The 20991-nt window shown below is 45.5% G+C and carries 22 protein-coding genes; 5 read left to right on the forward strand and 17 right to left on the reverse strand.

Annotated elements, in window-relative coordinates:
- Window positions 1-9: 9 nt before the first annotated feature.
- The 3 genes from Q1A18_RS00445 to rsfS are packed head-to-tail and all read right to left on the reverse strand — an operon-like array spanning window position 10 to window position 3067.
- Window positions 10-645, reverse strand: a complete 636-nt coding sequence (locus Q1A18_RS00445; protein ID WP_299576213.1) for an LUD domain-containing protein — start codon at window positions 643-645, stop codon at window positions 10-12.
- A gap of 11 nt (window positions 646-656) precedes the next feature.
- Window positions 657-2684 (reverse strand): ATP-dependent zinc metalloprotease FtsH, encoded by a 2028-nt coding sequence (gene ftsH / locus Q1A18_RS00450; protein WP_299576214.1) that lies wholly within the window; start codon window positions 2682-2684, stop codon window positions 657-659.
- A 5-nt stretch (window positions 2685-2689) separates the two neighbouring features.
- On the reverse strand, window positions 2690-3067 hold the full coding sequence (gene rsfS / locus Q1A18_RS00455) for a ribosome silencing factor (protein WP_299576216.1): 378 nt from the start codon (window positions 3065-3067) through the stop codon (window positions 2690-2692).
- A gap of 320 nt (window positions 3068-3387) precedes the next feature.
- Between rsfS and Q1A18_RS00460 the strand changes: the two genes are divergently transcribed.
- The 4 genes from Q1A18_RS00460 (at window position 3388) to Q1A18_RS00475 (ending at window position 7813) form a co-directional block, all read left to right on the forward strand.
- Window positions 3388-4131, forward strand: coding sequence for a biotin--[acetyl-CoA-carboxylase] ligase (locus Q1A18_RS00460; protein ID WP_299576218.1), 744 nt, complete (start codon window positions 3388-3390; stop codon window positions 4129-4131).
- 52 nt (window positions 4132-4183) lie between these two features.
- Entirely contained in the window at window positions 4184-5215 is a 1032-nt protein-coding gene (locus Q1A18_RS00465) for a galactitol-1-phosphate 5-dehydrogenase (RefSeq protein ID WP_299576220.1), read from the forward strand.
- A gap of 74 nt (window positions 5216-5289) precedes the next feature.
- Window positions 5290-6411 carry a Gfo/Idh/MocA family oxidoreductase gene (locus Q1A18_RS00470; RefSeq protein ID WP_299576222.1) on the forward strand — a complete coding sequence of 374 codons (1122 nt, stop codon included), beginning with the start codon at window positions 5290-5292 and terminating at the stop codon, window positions 6409-6411.
- Between the two features lie 46 nt (window positions 6412-6457).
- On the forward strand, window positions 6458-7813 hold the full coding sequence (locus Q1A18_RS00475; RefSeq protein ID WP_299576224.1) for a gluconate:H+ symporter: 1356 nt from the start codon (window positions 6458-6460) through the stop codon (window positions 7811-7813).
- A gap of 82 nt (window positions 7814-7895) precedes the next feature.
- Here Q1A18_RS00475 and Q1A18_RS00480 read toward each other — a convergent pair whose 3' ends face one another.
- The 8 genes from Q1A18_RS00480 to pyrE form a co-directional block, all read right to left on the reverse strand.
- Window positions 7896-8567, reverse strand: coding sequence for a DUF2490 domain-containing protein (locus Q1A18_RS00480; RefSeq protein WP_299576226.1), 672 nt, complete (start codon window positions 8565-8567; stop codon window positions 7896-7898).
- A gap of 3 nt (window positions 8568-8570) precedes the next feature.
- Window positions 8571-9251, reverse strand: coding sequence for a DUF4956 domain-containing protein (locus tag Q1A18_RS00485; RefSeq protein WP_299576228.1), 681 nt, complete (start codon window positions 9249-9251; stop codon window positions 8571-8573).
- A 2-nt stretch (window positions 9252-9253) separates the two neighbouring features.
- Window positions 9254-10000 (reverse strand): polyphosphate polymerase domain-containing protein, encoded by a 747-nt coding sequence (locus tag Q1A18_RS00490; RefSeq protein ID WP_299576231.1) that lies wholly within the window; start codon window positions 9998-10000, stop codon window positions 9254-9256.
- A gap of 168 nt (window positions 10001-10168) precedes the next feature.
- Window positions 10169-10534 (reverse strand): DUF6686 family protein, encoded by a 366-nt coding sequence (locus Q1A18_RS00495; RefSeq protein WP_299576233.1) that lies wholly within the window; start codon window positions 10532-10534, stop codon window positions 10169-10171.
- 77 nt (window positions 10535-10611) lie between these two features.
- Window positions 10612-11214 carry a LuxR C-terminal-related transcriptional regulator gene (locus Q1A18_RS00500; RefSeq protein WP_299576235.1) on the reverse strand — a complete coding sequence of 201 codons (603 nt, stop codon included), beginning with the start codon at window positions 11212-11214 and terminating at the stop codon, window positions 10612-10614.
- The gene (locus tag Q1A18_RS00505; RefSeq protein ID WP_299576237.1) at window positions 11211-11909 is read right to left on the reverse strand and encodes a hemerythrin domain-containing protein; all 699 of its coding nucleotides are present in this window, start codon (window positions 11907-11909) and stop codon (window positions 11211-11213) included. Before Q1A18_RS00505 ends, Q1A18_RS00500 begins: the two co-directional genes overlap by 4 nt.
- A 341-nt stretch (window positions 11910-12250) precedes the next feature.
- Window positions 12251-12700, reverse strand: a complete 450-nt coding sequence (locus Q1A18_RS00510) for a hypothetical protein (protein ID WP_299576239.1) — start codon at window positions 12698-12700, stop codon at window positions 12251-12253.
- A gap of 65 nt (window positions 12701-12765) precedes the next feature.
- Window positions 12766-13398, reverse strand: a complete 633-nt coding sequence (gene pyrE, locus Q1A18_RS00515) for an orotate phosphoribosyltransferase (RefSeq protein WP_299576241.1) — start codon at window positions 13396-13398, stop codon at window positions 12766-12768.
- A gap of 33 nt (window positions 13399-13431) precedes the next feature.
- Here pyrE and Q1A18_RS00520 point away from each other — a divergent pair, with 33 nt between their 5' ends.
- Window positions 13432-14058, forward strand: a complete 627-nt coding sequence (locus tag Q1A18_RS00520) for an NUDIX domain-containing protein (RefSeq protein WP_299576243.1) — start codon at window positions 13432-13434, stop codon at window positions 14056-14058.
- On the opposite strand, the gene Q1A18_RS00525 is transcribed toward Q1A18_RS00520, so the two are convergent.
- From Q1A18_RS00525 to Q1A18_RS00550, 6 genes are all read right to left on the reverse strand, one after another.
- Window positions 14046-15485: a redoxin domain-containing protein gene (locus tag Q1A18_RS00525; protein WP_299576245.1), complete on the reverse strand. Its 1440-nt coding sequence runs from the start codon at window positions 15483-15485 to the stop codon at window positions 14046-14048. The genes Q1A18_RS00520 and Q1A18_RS00525 overlap by 13 nt on opposite strands.
- Window positions 15460-15942: a pantetheine-phosphate adenylyltransferase gene (coaD, locus tag Q1A18_RS00530; RefSeq protein ID WP_299576247.1), complete on the reverse strand. Its 483-nt coding sequence runs from the start codon at window positions 15940-15942 to the stop codon at window positions 15460-15462. Before coaD ends, Q1A18_RS00525 begins: the two co-directional genes overlap by 26 nt.
- A 522-nt stretch (window positions 15943-16464) precedes the next feature.
- Window positions 16465-17628 carry a sigma-54 dependent transcriptional regulator gene (locus tag Q1A18_RS00535; RefSeq protein WP_299576249.1) on the reverse strand — a complete coding sequence of 388 codons (1164 nt, stop codon included), beginning with the start codon at window positions 17626-17628 and terminating at the stop codon, window positions 16465-16467.
- Window positions 17629-17658: 30 nt separating this feature from the next.
- Window positions 17659-18573 (reverse strand): phosphatase, encoded by a 915-nt coding sequence (locus Q1A18_RS00540; RefSeq protein ID WP_299576251.1) that lies wholly within the window; start codon window positions 18571-18573, stop codon window positions 17659-17661.
- Window positions 18574-18630: 57 nt separating this feature from the next.
- Window positions 18631-19548, reverse strand: coding sequence for a hypothetical protein (locus Q1A18_RS00545; protein WP_299576253.1), 918 nt, complete (start codon window positions 19546-19548; stop codon window positions 18631-18633).
- Between the two features lie 103 nt (window positions 19549-19651).
- A complete protein-coding gene (locus tag Q1A18_RS00550) occupies window positions 19652-20899 on the reverse strand; it encodes a class I SAM-dependent methyltransferase (RefSeq protein ID WP_299576255.1) in 1248 nt (415 codons plus the stop codon).
- Between the last annotated feature and the right edge of the window lie 92 nt (window positions 20900-20991).

A 20991-nucleotide genomic window follows, 5' to 3' on the forward strand; every position in this document is an offset into this window, starting at 1 on the left:
GGTTGGGTTTTAAAACGGTTCGTCAGCTAAAAGTACAAATAATTTCTTGGGTCCGTGCATTCCCATGACCAATGTTTTTTCAATATCTGCTGTTCGGCTTGGTCCAGTAATGTTGGTTATCATGCTTGGAAGCCCCTTCGGATACTTGGCATCCATCTGTTCCAGAGCATCGTCAAGGTAGTTGACAAGCTGCCCAGTGTGGGCAGCAACAATGTGTGTTTCAGGGAATACATGCAATCGCCGTCCCGATACCGAAGCGGAACTGACCAGGATTGAGCCCAAATGGGCCACCAAGAATTCGCAACTGGTAATGCCCGCGCCTATGTGTTTTAAATCGGCTAAAGATTTTTCAAAGGGAAGCTGTCCCTCCAGCACTTTTTGCAAGTGTGGCTCCAAACATACCAGATTCGCCAGATTTTCGGATTGCACAAGCTGCCTTAATTCATCCAGAGCCTCCTCCAGGTTTTTCACCCGTAACACCTGCCCGCCTATCAATTCAAGATTATCCTTGAAGGAGTCAGCAGCTTGCTTGTCAAATTCCAGGTAGATGGGCGATTCAAAATCGGGGCGGGCTTTGGACTGCCCACCCCTTTTATGTTGTGCTTCTTTTAAGCGATTGATTATATTCTCTTTCGATGAACTCATGAAAAAAGGACTTAGGCTGAAGTGGCCTGATCGGTCTCTTCAGTAGTTGTTTTAGGCTCGATGACAGTTTGATTTTCAGCAGTCAGTTCTTCGCGAACCCATGGACGTTTTCCAAAGATTTCTTCCAAATCCTCGCCAAAAATAACTTCTTTCTCAAGCAGTCGTTCTCCCAGTTTCCGGTGGCCTTCAGCATTGTCTTTTAAAACCTGAAGAGCGCGTTCGTACTGCGCGTCAATCAGCGCTTTAGCTTCAGCATCAATCAACTCAGCAGTCTTCTCACTGTACGGTTTGGTAAACCCATACTCGTTTTGACCGGTTGAATCGTAGAAACTTACATTGCCAACTTTCGGACTCATACCAAAAATGCTGATCATGGCATAAGCTTGCTTGGTAATTTTCTCCAAGTCGTTTTGTGCTCCTGAAGAGATGGTACCAAAAATGATCTCTTCCGCAGCCCTTCCGCCTAATGCCGAACACATTTCGTCGAGCAACTGCTCTTTAGTTGTCAGCGAACGTTCTTCCGGAAGGTACCAGGCAGCGCCCAGTGCTTTTCCGCGCGGAACAATGGTTACTTTAACCAGCGGGTGGGCGTGTTCAAGCAACCAGCTTATGGTAGCGTGCCCAGCCTCGTGAAAGGCGATCCGCTTCTTCTCGTCTTTGGAAATGATTTTGTTTTTCTTTTCCAGACCGCCAATAATCCGGTCTACGGCATCCAAAAAGTCCTGACGACCAACTTTGTCTCTATCTTTACGGGCAGCAATCAAGGCTGCTTCGTTACATACGTTTGCAATATCAGCACCTGAGAAACCTGGGGTTTGCTTGGCCAGGAAGGATGCATCTACCTCATCCGACAGCTTAATCGGACGCAGATGTACCTGGAAAATCTCGCGACGCTCATTCAGGTCCGGCAGTTCCACATGAATCTGACGATCGAAACGTCCGGCACGCATCAGCGCGCGGTCAAGCATATCCGCCCGGTTGGTGGCTGCTAAAATGATTACCCCTGAATTGGTGTCGAAGCCGTCCATCTCGGTCAGCAATTGGTTCAAGGTATTCTCCCGTTCATCATTCGAACCCATGTTGGGGTTCCGTCCCCGGGCACGACCAATGGCATCAATCTCATCAATAAAGACAATACAAGGTGCTTTTTCTTTGGCTTGTTTAAACAGGTCACGAACACGAGAAGCTCCTACACCAACGAACATTTCAACAAAGTCAGAACCTGACATGGAGAAAAAAGGAACATTGGCTTCACCGGCAACCGCTTTGGCCAACAAGGTTTTTCCTGTTCCCGGAGGACCTACCAGCAAAGCGCCTTTCGGAATTTTACCTCCCAGTTTGGTGTATTTGGCCGGGCTTTTCAAGAAAGAGACCACTTCTTCAACTTCCTGCTTGGCTTCTGCCAAACCGGCTACATCTTTGAAGGTGGTGCTTACCCGTGAGTCTTTATCAAAAACTTTGGCCTGTGATTTTCCAACGTTGAAAATATTTCCGGCACCGCCGCCACCGCCAGCTCCTTTGCTCATGCGGCGGAAAATCCACCACCAAATGGCAATGATGATCACAAAGGGAAGAATCCAGCTAAGGAGTTCTCCGAAATAATCATGAACCGTAGCGTACTCTACCGGTACTTTATCCGAATCGTTGAAGTTGGCTTGCGCTTCCTGAAGGTTGCTTTCGAAAGTTTCTACAGAGCCAATGGTATAGACAAAGTGCGGACCAATTTTCGAAGGAGCTCCGAAACCCGTATTGAGCTTGTCTGCATATTCGTCGTAGCTGTCTTCTTTAAGGTAAACCTGTGCTTCATCGCGGTTTACCACAACGATGCGTTCGATGTCGTGGTTGGCCAGCATGGTGTTTTTAACCTCATTCCAGGTTGTTTTTACCGGGCCGCCTCCAAAACTAAAGTAGTTGATAGCCAGGAAAATGACAATCACTACTCCATAGATCCAGTAAGGGTTAAATTTTGGCGGTTTGGCCCCTGGCTTAAAATTCCCCAGGTTGGGCCGCTGTTTATTTTTGTTGTTATCTTCTGCCATTTCGTCTAATTTTCTGTTTGTATTTTTTCGATGGCTGCGTCAGCCCAAAGATTTTCCAAATCGTAAAACTTGCGTGATTCATGTTGAAAGACGTGCACCATGACATCAACGTAGTCCAATAGGATCCAGACTGAGTTTTGGTAGCCGTCTTTGTGCCAAACTGTTTCTCCAACCATTTCTTCAACAGTATCTTCTACTGAGCGTGCAATGGCATCCACCTGGGTGGTGGAGTTTCCGTGGCAAATAATAAAATAATTACATTCTGAATGATTAATTTTTGTTAAGTCTATTTTTACGATGTCCATTCCCTTTATCCGTTGAATCCCTTCCAGAATGGCATCAATTAATTGTTTGCTATCGTTTGCTGCTGGTGTTTTTTGCATAGATTTATTTTAGAACTACAAAGATAAATTTTTTCACTTATTATGATGGAATTACTTGGTTTCATTCCATACGTTAGTTCCAGCGTCTTTTTTGCTTGAGTACAGATAAATTTTCATGATTTTTGTTTATTCTTGAATGCTGATTTTTGTTTCCTGTTTTTTCTGCCTAAAATCGGTCGAAATAACCATGAAAACATAAACACAGCAAGATCATTATTGTTTTTTTAGCTGCAAAGCAAGTGTGCTTTCGCTAGCTTAAAGATAAACACTTGAATCATAAAAAAATAGTTTATTTTCAGCTTATTTAAAACCTGGAACGTATGGGGCAACACATCGGTGAAACCATTAAAATAATTGAACGCACAGCAAGTACCAATAACTATGCCACCAGTCAAGTGCGTGAAAATGATGTAGAAACAGGGACTGTCTTTTTGGCATACGATCAAACGGCAGGCCGTGGACAGTTTGCCAACCGCTGGGAAAGTGAAGCCGGAAAAAACCTGACATTTTCACTGGTGTTGCGTCCGGGATTTCTGGAAATCTACAAGCAGTACATGCTGTCGAAGATGGTGTGTCTGGGCTTAGAGCGCTTTTTAAGTGCTCATACTGAGGGTGTGAAAATTAAATGGCCCAATGATATTTACGTACACGACCGAAAGATTTGTGGTATTTTGATTGAAAACTCTATCATGAGCGGACAACTGAGTCTATCGGTAATTGGCATTGGACTGAATGTAAACCAAACGGTCTTTTTGTCTGATGCGCCTAATCCCGTTTCCTTAAAGATGCTTACCGGAGTGGACTATTCGCTTGAAACCATGTTGAAAGAGCTTTTGCAGCACATGGACACGTATTATCAGCAATTGATGCAAGGTCGGTTCGATGCGTTGGATGAAGAATTTGAGCAGAAGCTTTACCGGTTGGAAGAATGGCATCCTTTTCAGGATGAAGCCCACCATTATACGGGCAAAATCATTGGTGTAAATGCCATTGGGCAACTTCGGATTGAAGAAAAGGATGGCCCTGTTCATGAATATCATTTCAAAGAGGTGAGCTATTTGTAGGGCTCTTTTATTTCATTTCTTATCTTTAAGACACACTTAATAAACCCGATTTATGAAAGCGCTTGTCTTGGAGACTTACAATCATTTCGAATTTAAGGATGTTGAACAACCGGTTCCGGCAGCCGACGAAGTGTTGGTGAAAGTTGCGGCGGTGGGAATCTGTGGCAGCGATGTGCATGGAATGGACGGAAGCACGGGGCGCCGGCAGCCACCTGTCATTATGGGGCATGAAGCTTCCGGGGAAATCGTGGCCTTGGGTTCTGCGGTTACCGACTGGTTCCTTGGCGACCGGGTTACGTTTGATTCGACTATTTATAAGTTGGATGACTGGTTTACTCGCCGGGGAATGTACAACCTGAGTGATAACCGCGTTGTTCTCGGGGTGTCCTGTGACGATTACCGTCGGCATGGTGCTTTTGCCGAATATGTGGTCGTTCCGAAACATATTCTATATCGTCTTCCTGAGCAGCTTAGCTATACGCAGGCGGCCATGGCCGAGCCTGTGGCCGTAGCCTTGCATGCGGTGTCGCTGGGACAGCCCCGGATTCATGATTCTGCAGTAGTTGTAGGGGCTGGTATGATTGGCCTGTTTGTTATTCAACTTCTGAAGGTGGCCGGCTGCAACTCAATCATTGCCATTGATCGGGATGACAATAAGCTACAATTAGCGGCTAAGCTTGGAGCTACCCATTGCTTCCAAAGTACTTCGCCTGAATTGGAAGAAGCGATTCTGGATTTAACGGATGGGCGGGGAGCTGATCAAGCTTATGAAGCCGTTGGAATATCAGAAACAGTTCAACGAGCAATTGGCAGTGTGCGAAAAGGAGGAACAGTAACCTTGCTGGGAAACCTGGCAGCTGAAATTGATTTTCCGCTTCAGTTGGTTGTTACCCGCCAAATTAAAGTGCAGGGAAGTTGTGCTATTTGTGGTGAATATCCGGCTGTGTTGGAACTGATAGCTTCCGGAAAAGTCAATGTAGATGCTTTGATTAGCGCAGAAGCTCCACTGGCGGAAGGGGCAGCGTGGTTTAAGCGACTTTATCAGCAGGAAGAGGGGCTGGTTAAGGTGATTTTGAAGCCTTGATTGAATGCTGTCCGACAATACAAATTGCCCCAATCAAAGGGAGAGTAACCTGACGACTAAAAACCAAAAATGAAATGAGAAAAATACGTACAGCTTTGGTGGGGCCCGGGAAAGTGGCTCATTTGCATGCCCGCGGAATGGCCGGTTTATCCTCGGCCGAATTGGTGGCAGTTTGTGGCCGAACAGTTTCAAAAACGGAAGCTTTTGCGCAAACCTATGGTCTTTCAGCTTACACCGATTTGGAGGAAATGATTCAGCAAGAACAGGTGGAAGCCTTGTTGGTCTGCACGCCTCACCCTTACCACCGGGAAGCGGTGGTGAAGGCTGCCCGTTTAGGCGTACATTGCCTGATTGAAAAGCCCATGGCCAGTACACTAGCCGATTGCGATGCCATGCTTGATGCGGCCAAAAAGAATAAGGTCACCCTGGGAGTCATCAGCCAGCGTCGGTTTTACGAACCGGTTGTGCGCATGCGAAAAGCCCTTGACGAAGGTAAGCTGGGAAAACCGGTATTAGGCCATGCGGTGATGTTGGGATGGCGCGATGATGCCTATTACAGCAGCGATCCCTGGCGAGGCCGTTGGGATACAGAAGGCGGTGGTGTGTTGGTTAACCAGGCACCGCATCAGCTCGATCTTTTTCAGTGGATGATGGGGGAAGTGGAACAGGTTTATGCGGTAACCCGAAACCTGAATCATCCTTACATCGAAGTGGAAGACACTGCGGTGGCTGTGGTTCAGTTTAAAGGGGGAGGCTTGGGTAATATCCTGTTGAGTAACTCGCAGAAACCCGGGATATATGGGAAAGTTCATATTCATGGTGAAAACGGAGCATCGGTTGGAGCACAAACCGAAGGCGGTGCGATGTTTATTGCCGGGCAGACTTCGGTGTTGGAACCTCCGGTCAATGATTTGTGGACCATTCCCGGAGAAGAAGGCTTCCTGGAAGGCTGGGTGCATGATGATCGGGAACTTTTCAAGCAAATTGATGCAACCTCCTATTACATCGGCTTGCAGATTGATGATTTCATGCGTGCCATTCAAACAGGGAAGCAACCCTTGGTGAATGGAGCAGAAGGGCGCAAGACGGTAGAGCTTTTTACAGCAATTTACCGGTCAAATCGAGACAATGCGCCCGTTCAGTTTCCACTTAGTCCCGAATCGGGGCCCGACTTTGATGGCCGCTTAAAGCCTTAATTACTCTTTAAACAACCAACCAATAACCTACTAAAACCAATAAAAAATGAATGAAATCTTGCTCCTTGCCGGAATTGCTTTTGCCATTCTCTTACTCTTATTCTTGGTTTTGAAATTAAAAATTCATGCCTTTATTTCCTTGCTGATTGTCAGCTTGGTTGTAGGTATTGTGACCGGAATGGACTTTACGCTGATTATAAAAAGTATGCAGGATGGCATGGGCAATACGCTGGGGTTTGTAGCGACAGTGGTAGGGCTGGGGGCCATCTTCGGACAGATGCTTGAAGCTTCCGGCGGGGCTGAATCCATCGCTCAGAGTCTGTTAAAACATTTTGGCGAAAAGCGAGCGTCCTGGGCTTTGGTGTTAACAGGCTTTATTGTGGCCATTCCGGTTTTTCTGGATGTTGGGTTCATCATTCTTATTCCGATTATTTACGAGCTGACCAAGCAGGCCAAACGCTCAGTGTTGTATTATGCCATTCCTTTACTGGCCGGGCTGGCTGTTACCCATGCTTTTATTCCGCCAACCCCCGGGCCGGTGGCCGTAGCCGAAATTCTGGATGTTCAGCTGGGATGGATCATTGTGATGGGATTTATTGTTGGGCTGCCAACGGCGATTATTGCTGGTCCTGTGTTTGGGCGCTACATCAGCCAAAAGATCAAAGTTCAGGCACCGGATTATTTTTCAGAGCGGAAAGTGGAAAATAATGGGCAAGGACTTCCTTCATTCCGCAGTATTTTATGGATTATTGCTTTGCCTTTACTCCTTATTGTGGCCAGTTCGGTAGCCGATGTGTTACACGACAAAGCGATTCTGAAAAATGAAGGGGTCTATCAAAGCATTTCATTACTGGGGCATCCTTTTACTGCACTGATTATTTCTACTTTACTGGCTATTTATGTGTTAGGGATTAAGCGCGGGTTTAACAAGGAGCAAATCATGAATTTGTCGAACAAAGCCTTGGGGCCAGCCGGACTGATTATCCTGGTAACAGGGGCGGGCGGTGTTTTCAAACAAATACTGATTGACAGTGGAGTTGGAGGGATGTTGGCCGAACGACTGGCTGAATCAGCGATGCCACCCCTTGTGCTGGCTTACCTGATTGCCGTAGTGGTGCGGGTTGTTCAAGGTTCAGCAACGGTTTCGATGATTACCGCAGCCGGCATTATGGCTCCGTTGATTACAGTTTTTGACCTGTCGCAGCTCGATAAAGCCTTGTTGGTTCTGGCGATTGCCGCCGGGTCAACCATTCTGTCGCATGTGAATGACAGTGGCTTTTGGCTGGTTGGGAAATACCTGGGGATGAATGAGAAGGAAACGCTTCGCTCCTGGACGGTGATGGAAACCATCATTTCGGTGGTTGGCTTCACGTTTGTGTTGCTGCTGAGCTATGTGGTGTAGTCACTGTCTCTAACGACAAACACCAATAGCTTTTAAAATCAATGCTTTTGCGTTGATTGCCAGTGACTGTTGAATACCCATGCTAGAAGGCTATTTTGTATTCCAGGGCCAGAATGTGCGATTTTCGGTCGTTGTTCGAATACGTGTGTAAGAGGTAATCCAATTCGACTTTATGGCGTTTGTTGATTTTATAGGCGGCACCCAAAATGTACCTTATTTTGTTGATTTCCTTGCTTTCCAGCTGATGAAATAATTCAACGCCAATGGAAGGCGTGAGTTTCATGTTCGGAATGTCGTACTCCGATTTTAGCCGGTAGCGCAGGGTGGCATCGTTAAACCCTTCGTTATTATCCAGCTCGTCGTAATTGGTGTACCGCGTGCGCAAGGCAAATTCCAGGCGGCTGATGTCATACTTTCCGGTCAAGTCAAAGGCAATGCGGTGAAAATATTCGGTTGACTTGGTTTGGCGCTCATTGATCAGGTAGCGGTAGTTGCCACCCACTTCCAGAAAACTAAAAAGATCGTATTCCATGCCGGCTTCCAGAAAATACTCATCCAGCCCATCTTTATTGGCGTAGCGAACTTGCGGAGAAAGGTAGGCCTTAAATTTATCTCCAAAGTCTTTGGTCAGCTCCACGGAAAGCCAGGTGTTCCAGTCGTTGGTTTGGGCATGCAACGTTTGGCTGAACAAAGAGCCAATAAACAGGCAGGCTATGCAGAAGATTGCCTTCAGTTTTTGGGTATCGTTTATCATGAGTTATTGTTTTATCTGGTAACGTGAGTCTTCAATCGGATCAAAATAAATGGTGATGTTGGCAATGTCCCGCAGAAAATCAATTTCCTTGATTTCGTAGCGCTTAATTTCAATGCCCGTCCGGTTGCGCAGGTCGCTAATCAGTTCTTCTTCTTTTAAGCGATGGATGTTTTCAATTTGTTCATACCTGATTTCGAGGGAGTATTCCTGACGAAGCATCAGAACACGCTCAAGCAGATAAAGGCCCCCAACAAGAATCCCGTTGGTAACGACCAGTTCAATGTAACTGACTTTTTTATTGGCCAATGCGTTGATAACCGAAACCCCGATGACCACAAACAAATAGGTCATTTCCTTTATGGGAATGGGATCGGTGCGGTAGCGAATAATGCCAAATATGGCAAACAACCCCAAGGCGAAACCCAGTTCGAGTTTGACACTTTCGAGCAGAAAACAAAGCAGGAAAACAGTGATTCCTACGGCAAAATAGCTAAAGAAGAAGTCTTTGCGCTTGCTGTTTCTGGCGTAGAGGTAACGAATGATGAGTAATAAAACAAGCCCGTTGAAAAGAAACCGAACCAGTAGTTCGACAAAATCTTCAACATTGATGAGTTTAATGTCGAGGAAGCGGATTTCTTCAATCCATTCAATAAATGGTGTCGATAGTAAAAATGATGATAGCATAACTAGGGTTGAATTAGTTTTGTGAGCCTTCGGATTTTGGGCTTAAAGGTATTCTTTTTTATTTTTTCTTCAGCAAGTACACGCCCGATGCAGTATTTGCTGAAGCCCATGGGTTTGATCCGGTTTTTTTGGAGGCACTTGCTCAAGGGAGACATCCGGGAAAAACGATCTTGCTTGATCTCAATAATGGCAAATTCATCGAGACTGGCTGTTTGTTGCCCGCTTTCAACCCGAAAATTAAAATCGATGGTGCATCGTTCAGTCATTTGTTTATCGGCCAGCGTTATGCGATGAAACTGATTGGTGGATTTTGGAAGCAGCTCCTCCGGATTAATTGGTGAAACCTGGCGGACAAATGCTTTTTCCTGTTCGCTAAGCTCGGGATGGTTGTTCTTTATTTTCAAGCGCTGCTTAATGGTCTTTCCCTTGTTGGTTTTTTGCTTGACTTCCAAAAAACTGGTTTGAGTGTCTACATAGGTGCGCTTACGTACTTTGTAGCGGTTGAGTTTTCCGTTGTGGTGGTGGTGGAAAAGTTGATCATCCGTGGTGTCAAAGTAGTGTGTGTGGTATTCCAGAAGTCGTTTGGAATCGATTTCCAGAATGAAATAATGAAGCTCGATAGCCTGGAAAATACCAGGCAGCATGCGTGCAGGTACTAAAAATTTTTTATCGGTTCGTTCCATCAGCTGAACCCGATCCAGATCCTCCAGTCCAATTGCTTCGAAACCAAAAGCATGTTTCGCATTCATGTTAGCGTACTTAAGTTGAGCTGGATGGCAATATAATAGAATTCGGCTTGATTTGCTACAAATTCAAATGATATTGTTTGTTTTGAAACAACGAGTTGTTCAGGGGCAGATTTCAATGATCAAACTAAAAAATCAGCTGATCTAATGCGATTGCCTTGGCGGTGGCACTTAGTTTGGTGATATTCTGGTCAGCGCACTAATCTTTTTAGGGTTGATTAATTTGAAATGCGTGAACTTCGATGGCTTTGGTTCATCCAGAAAGACCTGAATCAACCGGATTATTTCAACAATTTCCCAGTCAGACAGCAAGAGTTTGATGGGGGTATTTGCAAACGGAATTAAAATCTGGCGTCGGTCATTATTCTTCAGAGTTTCATTGGCGAAGTGGCTGGATCGAACGGTTCGCAAGTATTGCATTAGCTCGTTCAGCTTTTTTTCGGAAATGAAATCCATGCCGACGTTGCCGTACTCCAGATGAATTTTGCGACAAGCATCGCAAATAAATAGCTGACCGTTTTCACTCAACTTTTTCATGGGCTTTGTTTTTTTTGATGTGTAAACAAAGTTGCAGGAAAACAGCTGAACCCACAATCCCCATAAATTGGGGTTTTCTAGATCAACTCTTCGGGATTAATGTCCTGAATGTCCAGCAGATTATTCATGATGGCATAGACGGTAAGCCCTGAAATGGATTTGATGCCCAGCTTTTCAGTCAGGTTTTTCCGGTGCGAAATTACCGTGTGAATGCTAATGAAAAGTTTATCTGCAATCTCTTTATTGGCTAGTCCCAGGGCGATGAGTTTAATCACCTCTTTCTCGCGGCTGGTTAGTTCGCCGTTTTCCACCATCGCATTTTTAGGTTTACCACCTGATTGCCGGATGATCTGAATCAGCTTTTGAATTTGAACCGGTGAGGCATAAAGCGTCAGCTGATAGTCGAATACTGGAGCCTGATGCGCTTCTTCCTCGTCCTGACAAATCGCAACCAGCGCAACCTCGTTGTTTTTCTTCAACAGGTCAATGGCTTTCTGGTTAATTTCTGCCTGAGCGTCCAGCATTAAAATCATGATGCTGTTGGTGATGCCGGTGAAGGAACTTAAGTCACTGGCAGTCGTCAGCTGGGTGATTTCCATCTTGAAATACTCCTGAAGGATGAGGGACAGGCCTTTCCGGATGATTTCGGACCGATGAACGATGAAGACACTTTCTTTCATTTTTTCAATTCTTTTTCGAACTCAATAACCTGAGTGATTAAAATATGGTCTTCAATGCGGGCATGATCGTTTAAATCATTTTCAAACTGAAGCAAGGCCGTTAAAAATTCGTTCATGGCATTGTCGTCGTAGTTGGGGCTTAAGTGACGAATAATCAGGTTTTCCAGGTCGCTTAGCTTGACTTCAACGTTGGTGTGTTCATTTTCAATGACCTCGATGAACGAGCCTTCCGCCGACAGTTTCTTGTTCTTGTACAGTTCAATGATGTACGGAAAAACTTTCTCATCTTCGAGCTTAAGGTGCAGCAAAAGCTCGGCTTTATACTTCTGATAAAACGAATTGATCATTTTTAAGCTTGAGCAATTGTCGGTACAGCTCTCAAGCACTTCGTTGAGTAAACGCTCAATTTTGGGAAGGACATATTGAATGTAATACTTGTGCGTATTTTTCAGATAGTCAATCAGCAAAATGGGAGAAAAAGATAAGAATTCAGCTTCCGGAAAGTAGCTGTCATCGGTGTAAGTGTTCACAATGGCTAGAAAAAAATCGGTGTTGATTTGTTTTTCCTGACAAACTTCGCCGATGGTTTTTTCTTTGAACCCCAGGCGGATTCCAAACCGATTGATTACCGGCAGCAGGTTGTAGTTTCGGTTAATTAAGGAGGACATCTTATCTTCTTTCCTGAATAGTTCCATCGGTATTTGTTTTGTGTGTTGTAGTATAAACAGCTTTGTGCGGGTTTAGATTAAAATATTTTTAACGAAATGGAATAAAATCGCCAATAAGTCAGTTTCTGATTTGTTGCAAAGCCCCTTAGGAGGCTGGCTTTATCAGAATGTTGTTTTAAAATGGACGTTGAAATGAGCCCAAAGTAGTTCGCTAAAACGAACGAAGAGGATAAAAAAGCAGTCTTTCTTGTCCTCTTCGATAGAGTTTGCCGGGAGACCGGCTTATTTTACTTGTTATTTTGGGAAATCCGGGCTTTGTTAACCGGACCCCATGTAGGCAGTGTCGCAGCCGCTTGGTCTTTTGTCGACTAGCGGTAAGGCAGTTTGGTCAGCACTTCGGCCAGCTGATTGATGCCTTCCTTCAGTTTTTTGCCTGCCATCATTTTGATCATCATGCCCATTTCGGCATGCAGGGTCAGCTTCATTTTCGTTTGGTAAGGGCTAACCGGAAGCAACTGAATCCAGAAGGTGATTTCAACGGGTAAACTGCCTGAACTTTCAACTTTAATGGTTTTGAAGGGCTCCCGGTTGATAATCCGGATTTCGGCCTGGCCCATGCCTCCAATGTTAAACCGACACGAATCACTGTCCGATTCAAAATTGTTGATCTTGATTTGCGGAACTTGTTCGGTCACCTTTTGCAATAAATTGTCGTTCACATATTGCGATAGGTTTTCAAAGTTTGAAAGAAAATTGAAGACCACTTCTTCATTGTGGTCAATGAATTTGATGTCGCTGGTATATTTACTTAAAGCCATAAATTACAGATTAAAAAAAAATCCCCGGATGCTGTCCGGGGAGTATCTATCAAAAGTTTTATTTCTTATCTACCCCAATTGGCTGGGTCTTGTCGCCATTGGTTTAAAGATTCAACCTGCGATTCTTTAATTTCGCCAGATTCCAAGGCCACTTCAATCAATGTTTTGTAGCGGCTTAATGTTGTCAGCTCGATGCCTGCTTTTTCAAAATTTTCCTTAGCAACCGGGAAGTTGTAGGTGAAAATCGCCATCATGCCCAAAACGTCGCCACCAAAGTTTGAGATTGCTTCAGCTGCTTTCAAGCTGCTGACACCTGTTGAAACCAAATCTTCAATGATAACCACTTTTTGTCCGGCTTTCAAATCGCCTTCAATCAGGTTTTCCAACCCGTGATCTTTCGGTTTTGAACGTACGTAGATGAATGGCAGGCCAAGCTCCTGAGCAACCAACATGCCGTGGGCAATAGCTCCGGTAGCTACTCCGGCAATGACTTCTGCATTGGGGTATTGTTCACGAATCAACTTTACAAATTGATCACGGATAAATGTACGCGCTTCCGGGTAAGACAAAATTTTACGGTTGTCGCAGTAGATCGGAGCTTTCCATCCTGACGCCCAGGTGAATGGGTTTGATGGTTGAATTTTTATTGTGTTTATTTGTACGAGTTTCTTCGTAACCTCAACGTGAATCTCTTGCATAATCTATGAATGTTTAATCTGTTTTCGGGACAAATGTACAAAGTTTTTTTCAATGAGCACCTGCTGGTTCAGGGAGACCAAATCAACAATTCACCTAAAGATAACATTTATGAAGTTGTTGATATAAAGGATTTTAATGACCTCGAAACGCTTCTTCAAACTTTAGAAAGAAGTAAACATGTTGTAAAACTGTTAATTGTCCTGAAAGAGGGACTTGACCTCATGCAATTGCTTGCCGATAATATGACTTTAATTTCGGCGGCAGGCGGTTTGGTAACCAATGCCAACGGGCGTTTTTTATGCATACGACGATTGGGGAGATGGGATCTTCCCAAAGGAAAAATTGAAGCTGGAGAAGAACCGGAAAAAGCGGCTATTCGTGAGGTGGAGGAAGAGTGTGGAATTTCCGGAATGAGCATTTCTGAGCGACTTCCGTCAACCTTCCATATTTATCGTTCGCCCTACCTGCCAGCGGACAACAATTGGGTGTTGAAAGAAACCCATTGGTTTAAAATGGACTATGCCAGAGAAGAACGCCTAACGCCTCAGCTGGAAGAACAAATTGAGGAGGTGCACTGGGTTTCGGAGGATGAGCTGCCGATGGTATACGGAGATACCTATGGTAACCTGAAAGAATTGTTAAAGCCTTACCTGGTTTGATGGCGTTGTTTTTCCAGGTGCTTTTTGCGCAGCAGGTTGATAAAATGTTGCTCGAAGCCATCGAGTGGGTTGGGCGCTGGCGACAAAACCAGCTTGCCCGCCGGATCCAGCAGGTAAGCAATTGGAAAATTGGAGATGCGATACTTGTCTGCGGTCTGCTCATCAACCACATAAAAGGTTCCAAGCCAGTTTTGCTGGCTGATTATCGCCTGCTTTTCGGCTTCGTCGTGCATAATCAGGTTCAGAATTTGTAATTCCTGCTGAAGGGGAGCCTCCAGGCTTTTGAGTTGATCCAAGTGTTGCCGGCAAATGGGGTTGGACACCCGTGTGAAGTTCAGGTAGACGTATTTTCCGGCAAAATCAGCTAGCAGGTGCTGTTGCCCTTTAAAATCAGTCATTGAAAATTGGGGAGCCTGACTGCCCTGTTGTAAATAGGTTAATTTGGCTTTCAGGCGTTGAGCTATGTCTTTTTTATTTTGTTCCCACGAGCTTGCTTTAATTTTCGTTAGCAGGCTGAGTAAACTTCGTTGCGAAAATTTGCCTTGAAAATAGGCATCATTAATGGCTTGCAGGATAACCAGCCGACTAAGTTCACTATTCCAGCCGTTTTCGCTAATTAGGTAAGCTTCAATACCCGCCAGGTTCGCTTGCCCAACCAGCCGTTTGAAATTGGTTCCCTGAATTTTATTTCCTTCAAATTCAAACTGATTAGAGAATACTTGTTTGAACAGTTGGGCACAGGGCGGAATGGCCAGGTCGGGTTTTTGAGCAATAAAATAGGTTTGGATGAATTGTTTGGACTCGCCTTGGTGGAGAATAAATTCAGCAAATGCCAGGCGGTAAAACTTGTATCGTTCAAAGTAAGTATTGGATGTTGGTGGAAAAGCCTGGAGCAAACGCTTGTTCAACGAATCGACAGCCGCTTGCGACTGCTGGTGGTAGATTTGGTTAAAGTAACGGCTTTCCTCTTTGAAATAGGCCAACTCAAAGGCTTCAATTTGTCGGTTGAGTTCCTGTGGGGTGCTGTTTTTGAGGACAAAGCTGATTTCATCCGCCTCGAAAAAGGCACTGCGCTTTTGACTGGGCGGCACTGGTTTTAGCGGAGGGAAAATCAGCTCGTATTGTTGCCCGGGTTCCAGAAACAGCGAGGCCTGATAAGCATCGAAAGTGGCAAAGGCCCAGGTGGTTTCCCGCAAGCTTAGCTCTGCCTGAAAACTGCCATCTGTTGCAATTGCCAATCGGGTAAGCAGTTGCTTTTCCTCCGAAATCGGATCAGCGTAACGGTACAGCTCTATTTGGTAACCGGCATATTCCGGCGCTTTTCCTGATAGAACAACCTGTTGCTGAGCTTGCAAAAAAGGCTGGAAGCCCATGGTTAAAGCGAAAAAAAGAAGGAGGGTTTTAAGCTTCATCTTTTTTAAATTCATCCATGTTTAATTTATTGGGTAAAAACATGCTGGCATCGCCGCCATGCAGAATAATGTCGCGAACAATGGAAGAGTTGACCGGCGTGTGCTCTGGTTTGGTTAGCAGGAAAATGGTCTCAATCTGCGGGTGCATATTTTTGTTAACCTGCGCAATGGCCCGTTCGTATTCAAAGTCGGCCGATGTGCGTAAGCCCCTTAAAATGTAGTTGGCGTTTACTTTCTTGCAAAAGTCAACCGTCAGCCCTTCATGGGTTTGAACCTCTACTTTGGGCTCATCGTCAAAAACCTGGTCAATCCATTTCATGCGTTTTTCAATGGGGAAGAAGGATTGCTTGTTGGTGTTATACCCAATCATGATGATAATTTTATCGAACATGGGAAGGGCCCTTCTGACAATACTTTCATGTCCGATGGTAAACGGATCAAACGAACCGGGAAATATGGCGACACGTTTCATAGTTTGCGTGTTTTATGTTTTTAAACCTCCAAATATAACGGATATTCTTTGTAATTATTCGATATCTGAATGCTTATTGCCGAAGTGCGTGCCTGGAGAATTGGCAAACATACAGAAAATGAAGAGCTATCCCGAGCCAATTTACAGGTCTTTGCCAATGGGGTTTTCAAATTTGAAGTGGTTTTTTGTAAAGTGATTGAGCAGGAAACTTTGCAATTTACAGTAAGTGACTTACCGTTTATAAGAAGATTAAAAAAGGAAACCCATGAAACTCGGTCCGTTCCCCAGGAAACAATAAACCCCGGGGTGAAGTGTTTAAATACGCCATGACAACAACAAAAACTTTCCGGCTTCAGCGGGTCTCCTTAATTTTGTACTATGTCTTTCTAAGGTCGGTAATCTTTCGTTTTGTTATAACAACAAATTCTCAAAGAAGTTTGCTTATTCCGGAAAAACATGTTGTACGGCTTTTAAGAGGCCAGATAAGCTGAGACTTAACAATGTTATGGATTATCTTTATCACTATTTGATAGGAGCTGCAAAGGTTTCAACATCACTGTCGGTAATGGATTTGTTTCCCAGAATGATCAGGCGTTCGATGACATTTCGAAATTCACGAATATTTCCGGTCCAGTTAATCTGTTGCAGTTTAACCAAAGCTTCGTCGGTGATGGTTTTTTCGGGCATGCCATATTCGCTGCAAATTTGCTTGATAAAGTGGTTGGCCAGTTCGGGAATGTCTTCAGCCCGTTCGTTGAGGGTGGGCACTTGAATCAGAATAACACTCAACCGGTGGTATAAGTCCTCGCGGAAGTTGTTGTTTTCAATTTCTTCACTTAGGTTTTTATTGGTTGCTGCTACCACGCGCACATCCACCTTAATGGGTTTGTCGCCTCCAACCCGGGTGATCACATTTTCCTGCAAGGCACGCAATACCTTGGCTTGGGCTGAAAGGCTCATATCGCCAATTTCGTCCAAAAAGAGGGTTCCACCTGAAGCTTGCTCAAACTTCCCTTTGCGTTGTTTGACAGCCGAGGTAAAGGCTCCTTTTTCATGGCCGAACAGTTCGCTTTCAATCAATTCAGAAGGGATGGCTGCGCAGTTGACCTCGATGAACGGACCGGAAGCGCGGTTGCTTTGATCATGTAGGCGACGGGCGACCAGTTCTTTCCCTGTTCCGTTGGCACCGGTAATCAGCACCCGGGCATCAGTTGGAGCTACCTTATCGGCCATCTGAATGATTCTTTGCATGGCTTCGGATTGGCCGACAATTTCGTATTTTTTGTTCACCCTTTTTTTCAACACCTTGGTTTCGGTAATCAGGTTCGATTTGTCCATGGCGTTGCGGATGGTGATGAGCAGCCGGTTCAGGTCGAGCGGTTTTTCAATATAGTCAAAGGCTCCCTTTTTGATTGATTCCACAGCGGTATCAATATTACCATGTCCGGAGATCATCACAACGGGTACATCGGGGGCAAGGATCTGGATCTTTTGAAGCACTTCGATGCCATCCATACCAGGCATTTTGATGTCGCACAACACGATGTCGTAGACGTTTTTACGAATCAGGTCAATCCCTTGCTGACCATCTTCAGCCAGGTCAACCTGGTATTTTTCAAACTCCAGAATATCCTTCAGCGTGTTTCTGATACTGCGCTCATCGTCGATCACTAATATTTTTGACATGGTGTGCTTTTTAATTTTATTCGTTCAAAATTAATGATTAATCCATTCGAACAAAACGCCTTCACGAAGCGCGTAGTCCGTTTGGATGATTTCGCGGACTCCCAGCTTCTGAATCGTGAGGCGAATGAGCAGGAGTGCCGGAACGATCATTTCTACACGCAGGGGGTCCATTCCAATCATTTGATCGCGCTGTGCTTTGGTTGAGAAAATGACCTGAGCGGCGATCCGGTTGAAATCCTGAATCGAAATGAGCTGCCTGGAGCGGCTTTTGGTTCCGGGGGGCGTTTCATCCAGCAAGTCGGCCAGGGTGTCGAAGGCTCCCGAACAACCAATGAGTTGGTAAACCTGCTTGTTGTTAAGCTGTTGCCAAAGTGGTTTCATTCCTTGCAAAAACCAGTTTTCGATGGCTGTAATTTCGTTGGGGCGGATGGGATCGGAAATGGGAAGTTGTTCCAGCACGCGGGCCATGCCCAAAGGAAAGCTTGCCTTCCAATGAATCGCCTCGTCATGGGGTTCGATAAATTCGTTGCTGCCACCGCCAATATCCATAATCAAACTGTGGTTGGGGAGTTTGCCCAAGGCCAGTTGAACCCCCTCGAAAATCAGCTGAGCCTCGCGTTCTCCGGAAATGGTTTCCAGACGAAGGCCAGTTTCGGTAAACAGGTGTTGGGTAAATTCCTGCTGGTTGGCGGCATCGCGCACGGCCGAGGTCGCCAGCGTTCGCACGGTATCGACCGAATAAGAAGCGATGGTTTGCAGGTGTTGCTTGAGGGCAGCCGTTGCCCGCTGGAAAGCCTCTGGAGTCAGCTGGTTTTTATGGATGCCTCCTTTGCCCAACTTCACCCCAACTTTACTTTGATGGATGAGGGAGTAGGTTTTTCCGCTGATTTCGGCAATCAGCAGGTTGCAGGTGTTGGTTCCAAGGTCAATAACGGCAAGTTTCATAATCGGATTGAATGCAATTTCAACAAAGATAAAAATTGTGCGGCATGGAACAGGGTTTTACGGGCGGTCCAGTTTAAACGGGGAACGCGGGTGCCAGTTGAATCCAACGGAGAAGGAGCTGTAGTAATAATCCTGCAGCCCGGTTTTGTATTCCACAAAATAGTTTACGATCGGATTATTGATGATCAGACGTCCTTTGAGTTGAATGGGGCGGTCTTCACCATACCATTTCCAGCCATTGTAGCCCGATGCCCCCACGCCCAGTTCCAGTTTGCGGTAGTTGAACTGGCTTTCCAGTCCCCACAGGAAGCCTTCATTTTGCTCCAAGTCAAATTGATTGGTTTGCCACACGTAAAACCCAGCCATGGCATTGAGCCGGAACTGAAACTGCCCGAAGTTCACCAACTGTTTACCCATACTCATGTAATGCCAATGCGCCGGCAGGTCGGTTGCCCGGCCATCTTGGATGCTTCCGGTGGTCGTTTTCAGCGCATTTACCACCATGAAGGCGGGCCAATACGAACGTTCCCTCAGCAATTGGATGTAGGTGTTTAAAATCAGGTCGCCCCGGTTCAGGCTCCAGCCCGGGTCATCCTTGAAAAGTTGCATGATATCCCGCACCTCATTGGTCGTATGAAAGTATTCCAGCAAGTTCCACTGCAGTTCGAATGCCATGAAATTTTGAACGACCGGAAACCGAAAGTTGAGCATCAGGCTGTGTCCGCTGTCGCCTCCACCATCGCGAAAATAGGAATCGCTGGCAATCCGAAACAAGTTATCAGTACCTACTTCTCCATCTAAAATAGCGGGAATTGGCAGGGCGTTGGGACCCAGTGTTCCCGGCGCAATTAAAAGGTATTGTTTGTTGTCGGCCCCAGGGTAATAGGGAACAAAATCGTTGGTCGATTCGCGTTGAGCCCGCAGGCCGTTCCACCCTAACACCAGCGTTAGCAACAATATTGTCTTTTTAATCATTGTACAAAAATACCGAATCCCTTTTGGCATACAAAAATAGGGGGCATAAGAAGAACAAAGATCCAAGATTCAAGAACCAAGAGGGTTTCCGATTGATCAGGGCCTAGTCAATGACTGTCAATTCAGGGATGGGGATAACAAACTTTCCTCCCCATTCGCGGATGTAGCTGTTGTAATGGATGAGTTCTTCTTTTAAGTTCCACGGGAGAATAAACAGGTAATCGGGACGGGTTTCTTTGATTGTGTCCGGATGATAGATCGGGATGTGGCTTCCGGGCAAGAAGTTGCCTTGCTTGTGCGGATTCCGGTCAACGGTATAATCTAAAAAATCGGTTCTCACCCCACAATAATTAAGCAGTGTATTTCCTTTACCAGGGGCTCCATACCCGGCTACCTGCTTGCCTTCCCGCTTTGCCTGAATCAGGAACTGCAGGATTTTACGTTTGGTTTCTTTCACCTTTTCGTTGAACTGATCATAGTAGGAGAGGGTGTCCATGCCTTCTTCGTGCTCCTGTTTTAAAAGCTGATGAACGGCCTCACCAACCGGCTTGCTTTGATCGCCCTTATGACAGGCGTGTATTCTGATTGAGCCCCCATGGGTATTGAGTTTTTGAACATCAAAAAGGGTGAGCCCATGGTGATCGAAAATGGTTTTTACGGCCGTGAAAGAAAGGTAGGAGAAATGCTCGTGGTAGATGGTGTCGAACTGGTTTTCTGCAATCAGGCGCTCCAGGTGAGGAAATTCCATGGTAATGACACCGTCGGCTTTCAGGAAATGTTTCATCCCCTTCACAAAGTCATTGATATCGGGAACGTGAGCCAGGATGTTGTTGCCAATGATCAGGTCGGCCTGCCCGTAGTGCCGAACCAGATCCTGAGCGGTTTGATGACCAAAAAAGCGGATCTCGGTTTTTATGCCTTTTTCGCGTTGGGCATATTCCGCAATTTCACGGGAGGGGTCGATGCCTAAAACCGGAATACCCTTCGCCGCAAAATATTGAAGCAGATAGCCATCATTGCTGGCAATTTCTGCGACCAAAGCATTGGGGCCGATGTCAAACCGCTTGCTGACATATTCCACGTATTGCTTGGCGTGCTCAAGCCAGGTATCCGAATAGGAGGAATAATAGGCATAGTCGCGGTAAATAACCTCGGGTGAAACCACCGGAGGAGCTTGTGCCAGAAAACATTGCTCACAGACATAAACCTTGAGCGGGAAATGGGGTTCCATTTTATGGAGGTCTTCCTGACGTATTTTGTCTTCGCAAAGTGGCTGCATGCCCAGGTCGGTTACCAAGTGGCTAAGTGGTGTGTGGCAGAAATTGCATCTCCCAAATGATTGATCCTTCATATGGCGTTGTTTTTATTCAGATAAATATCCTTCCCATTTTGCCTGCTGAAACGCCTGAATTAGGGGCGAAGGAGCACACGAAAAACAGATGT

It is taken from the genome of uncultured Sunxiuqinia sp. (assembly GCF_947495665.1).
Taxonomy (GTDB): domain Bacteria; phylum Bacteroidota; class Bacteroidia; order Bacteroidales; family Prolixibacteraceae; genus Sunxiuqinia; species Sunxiuqinia rutila.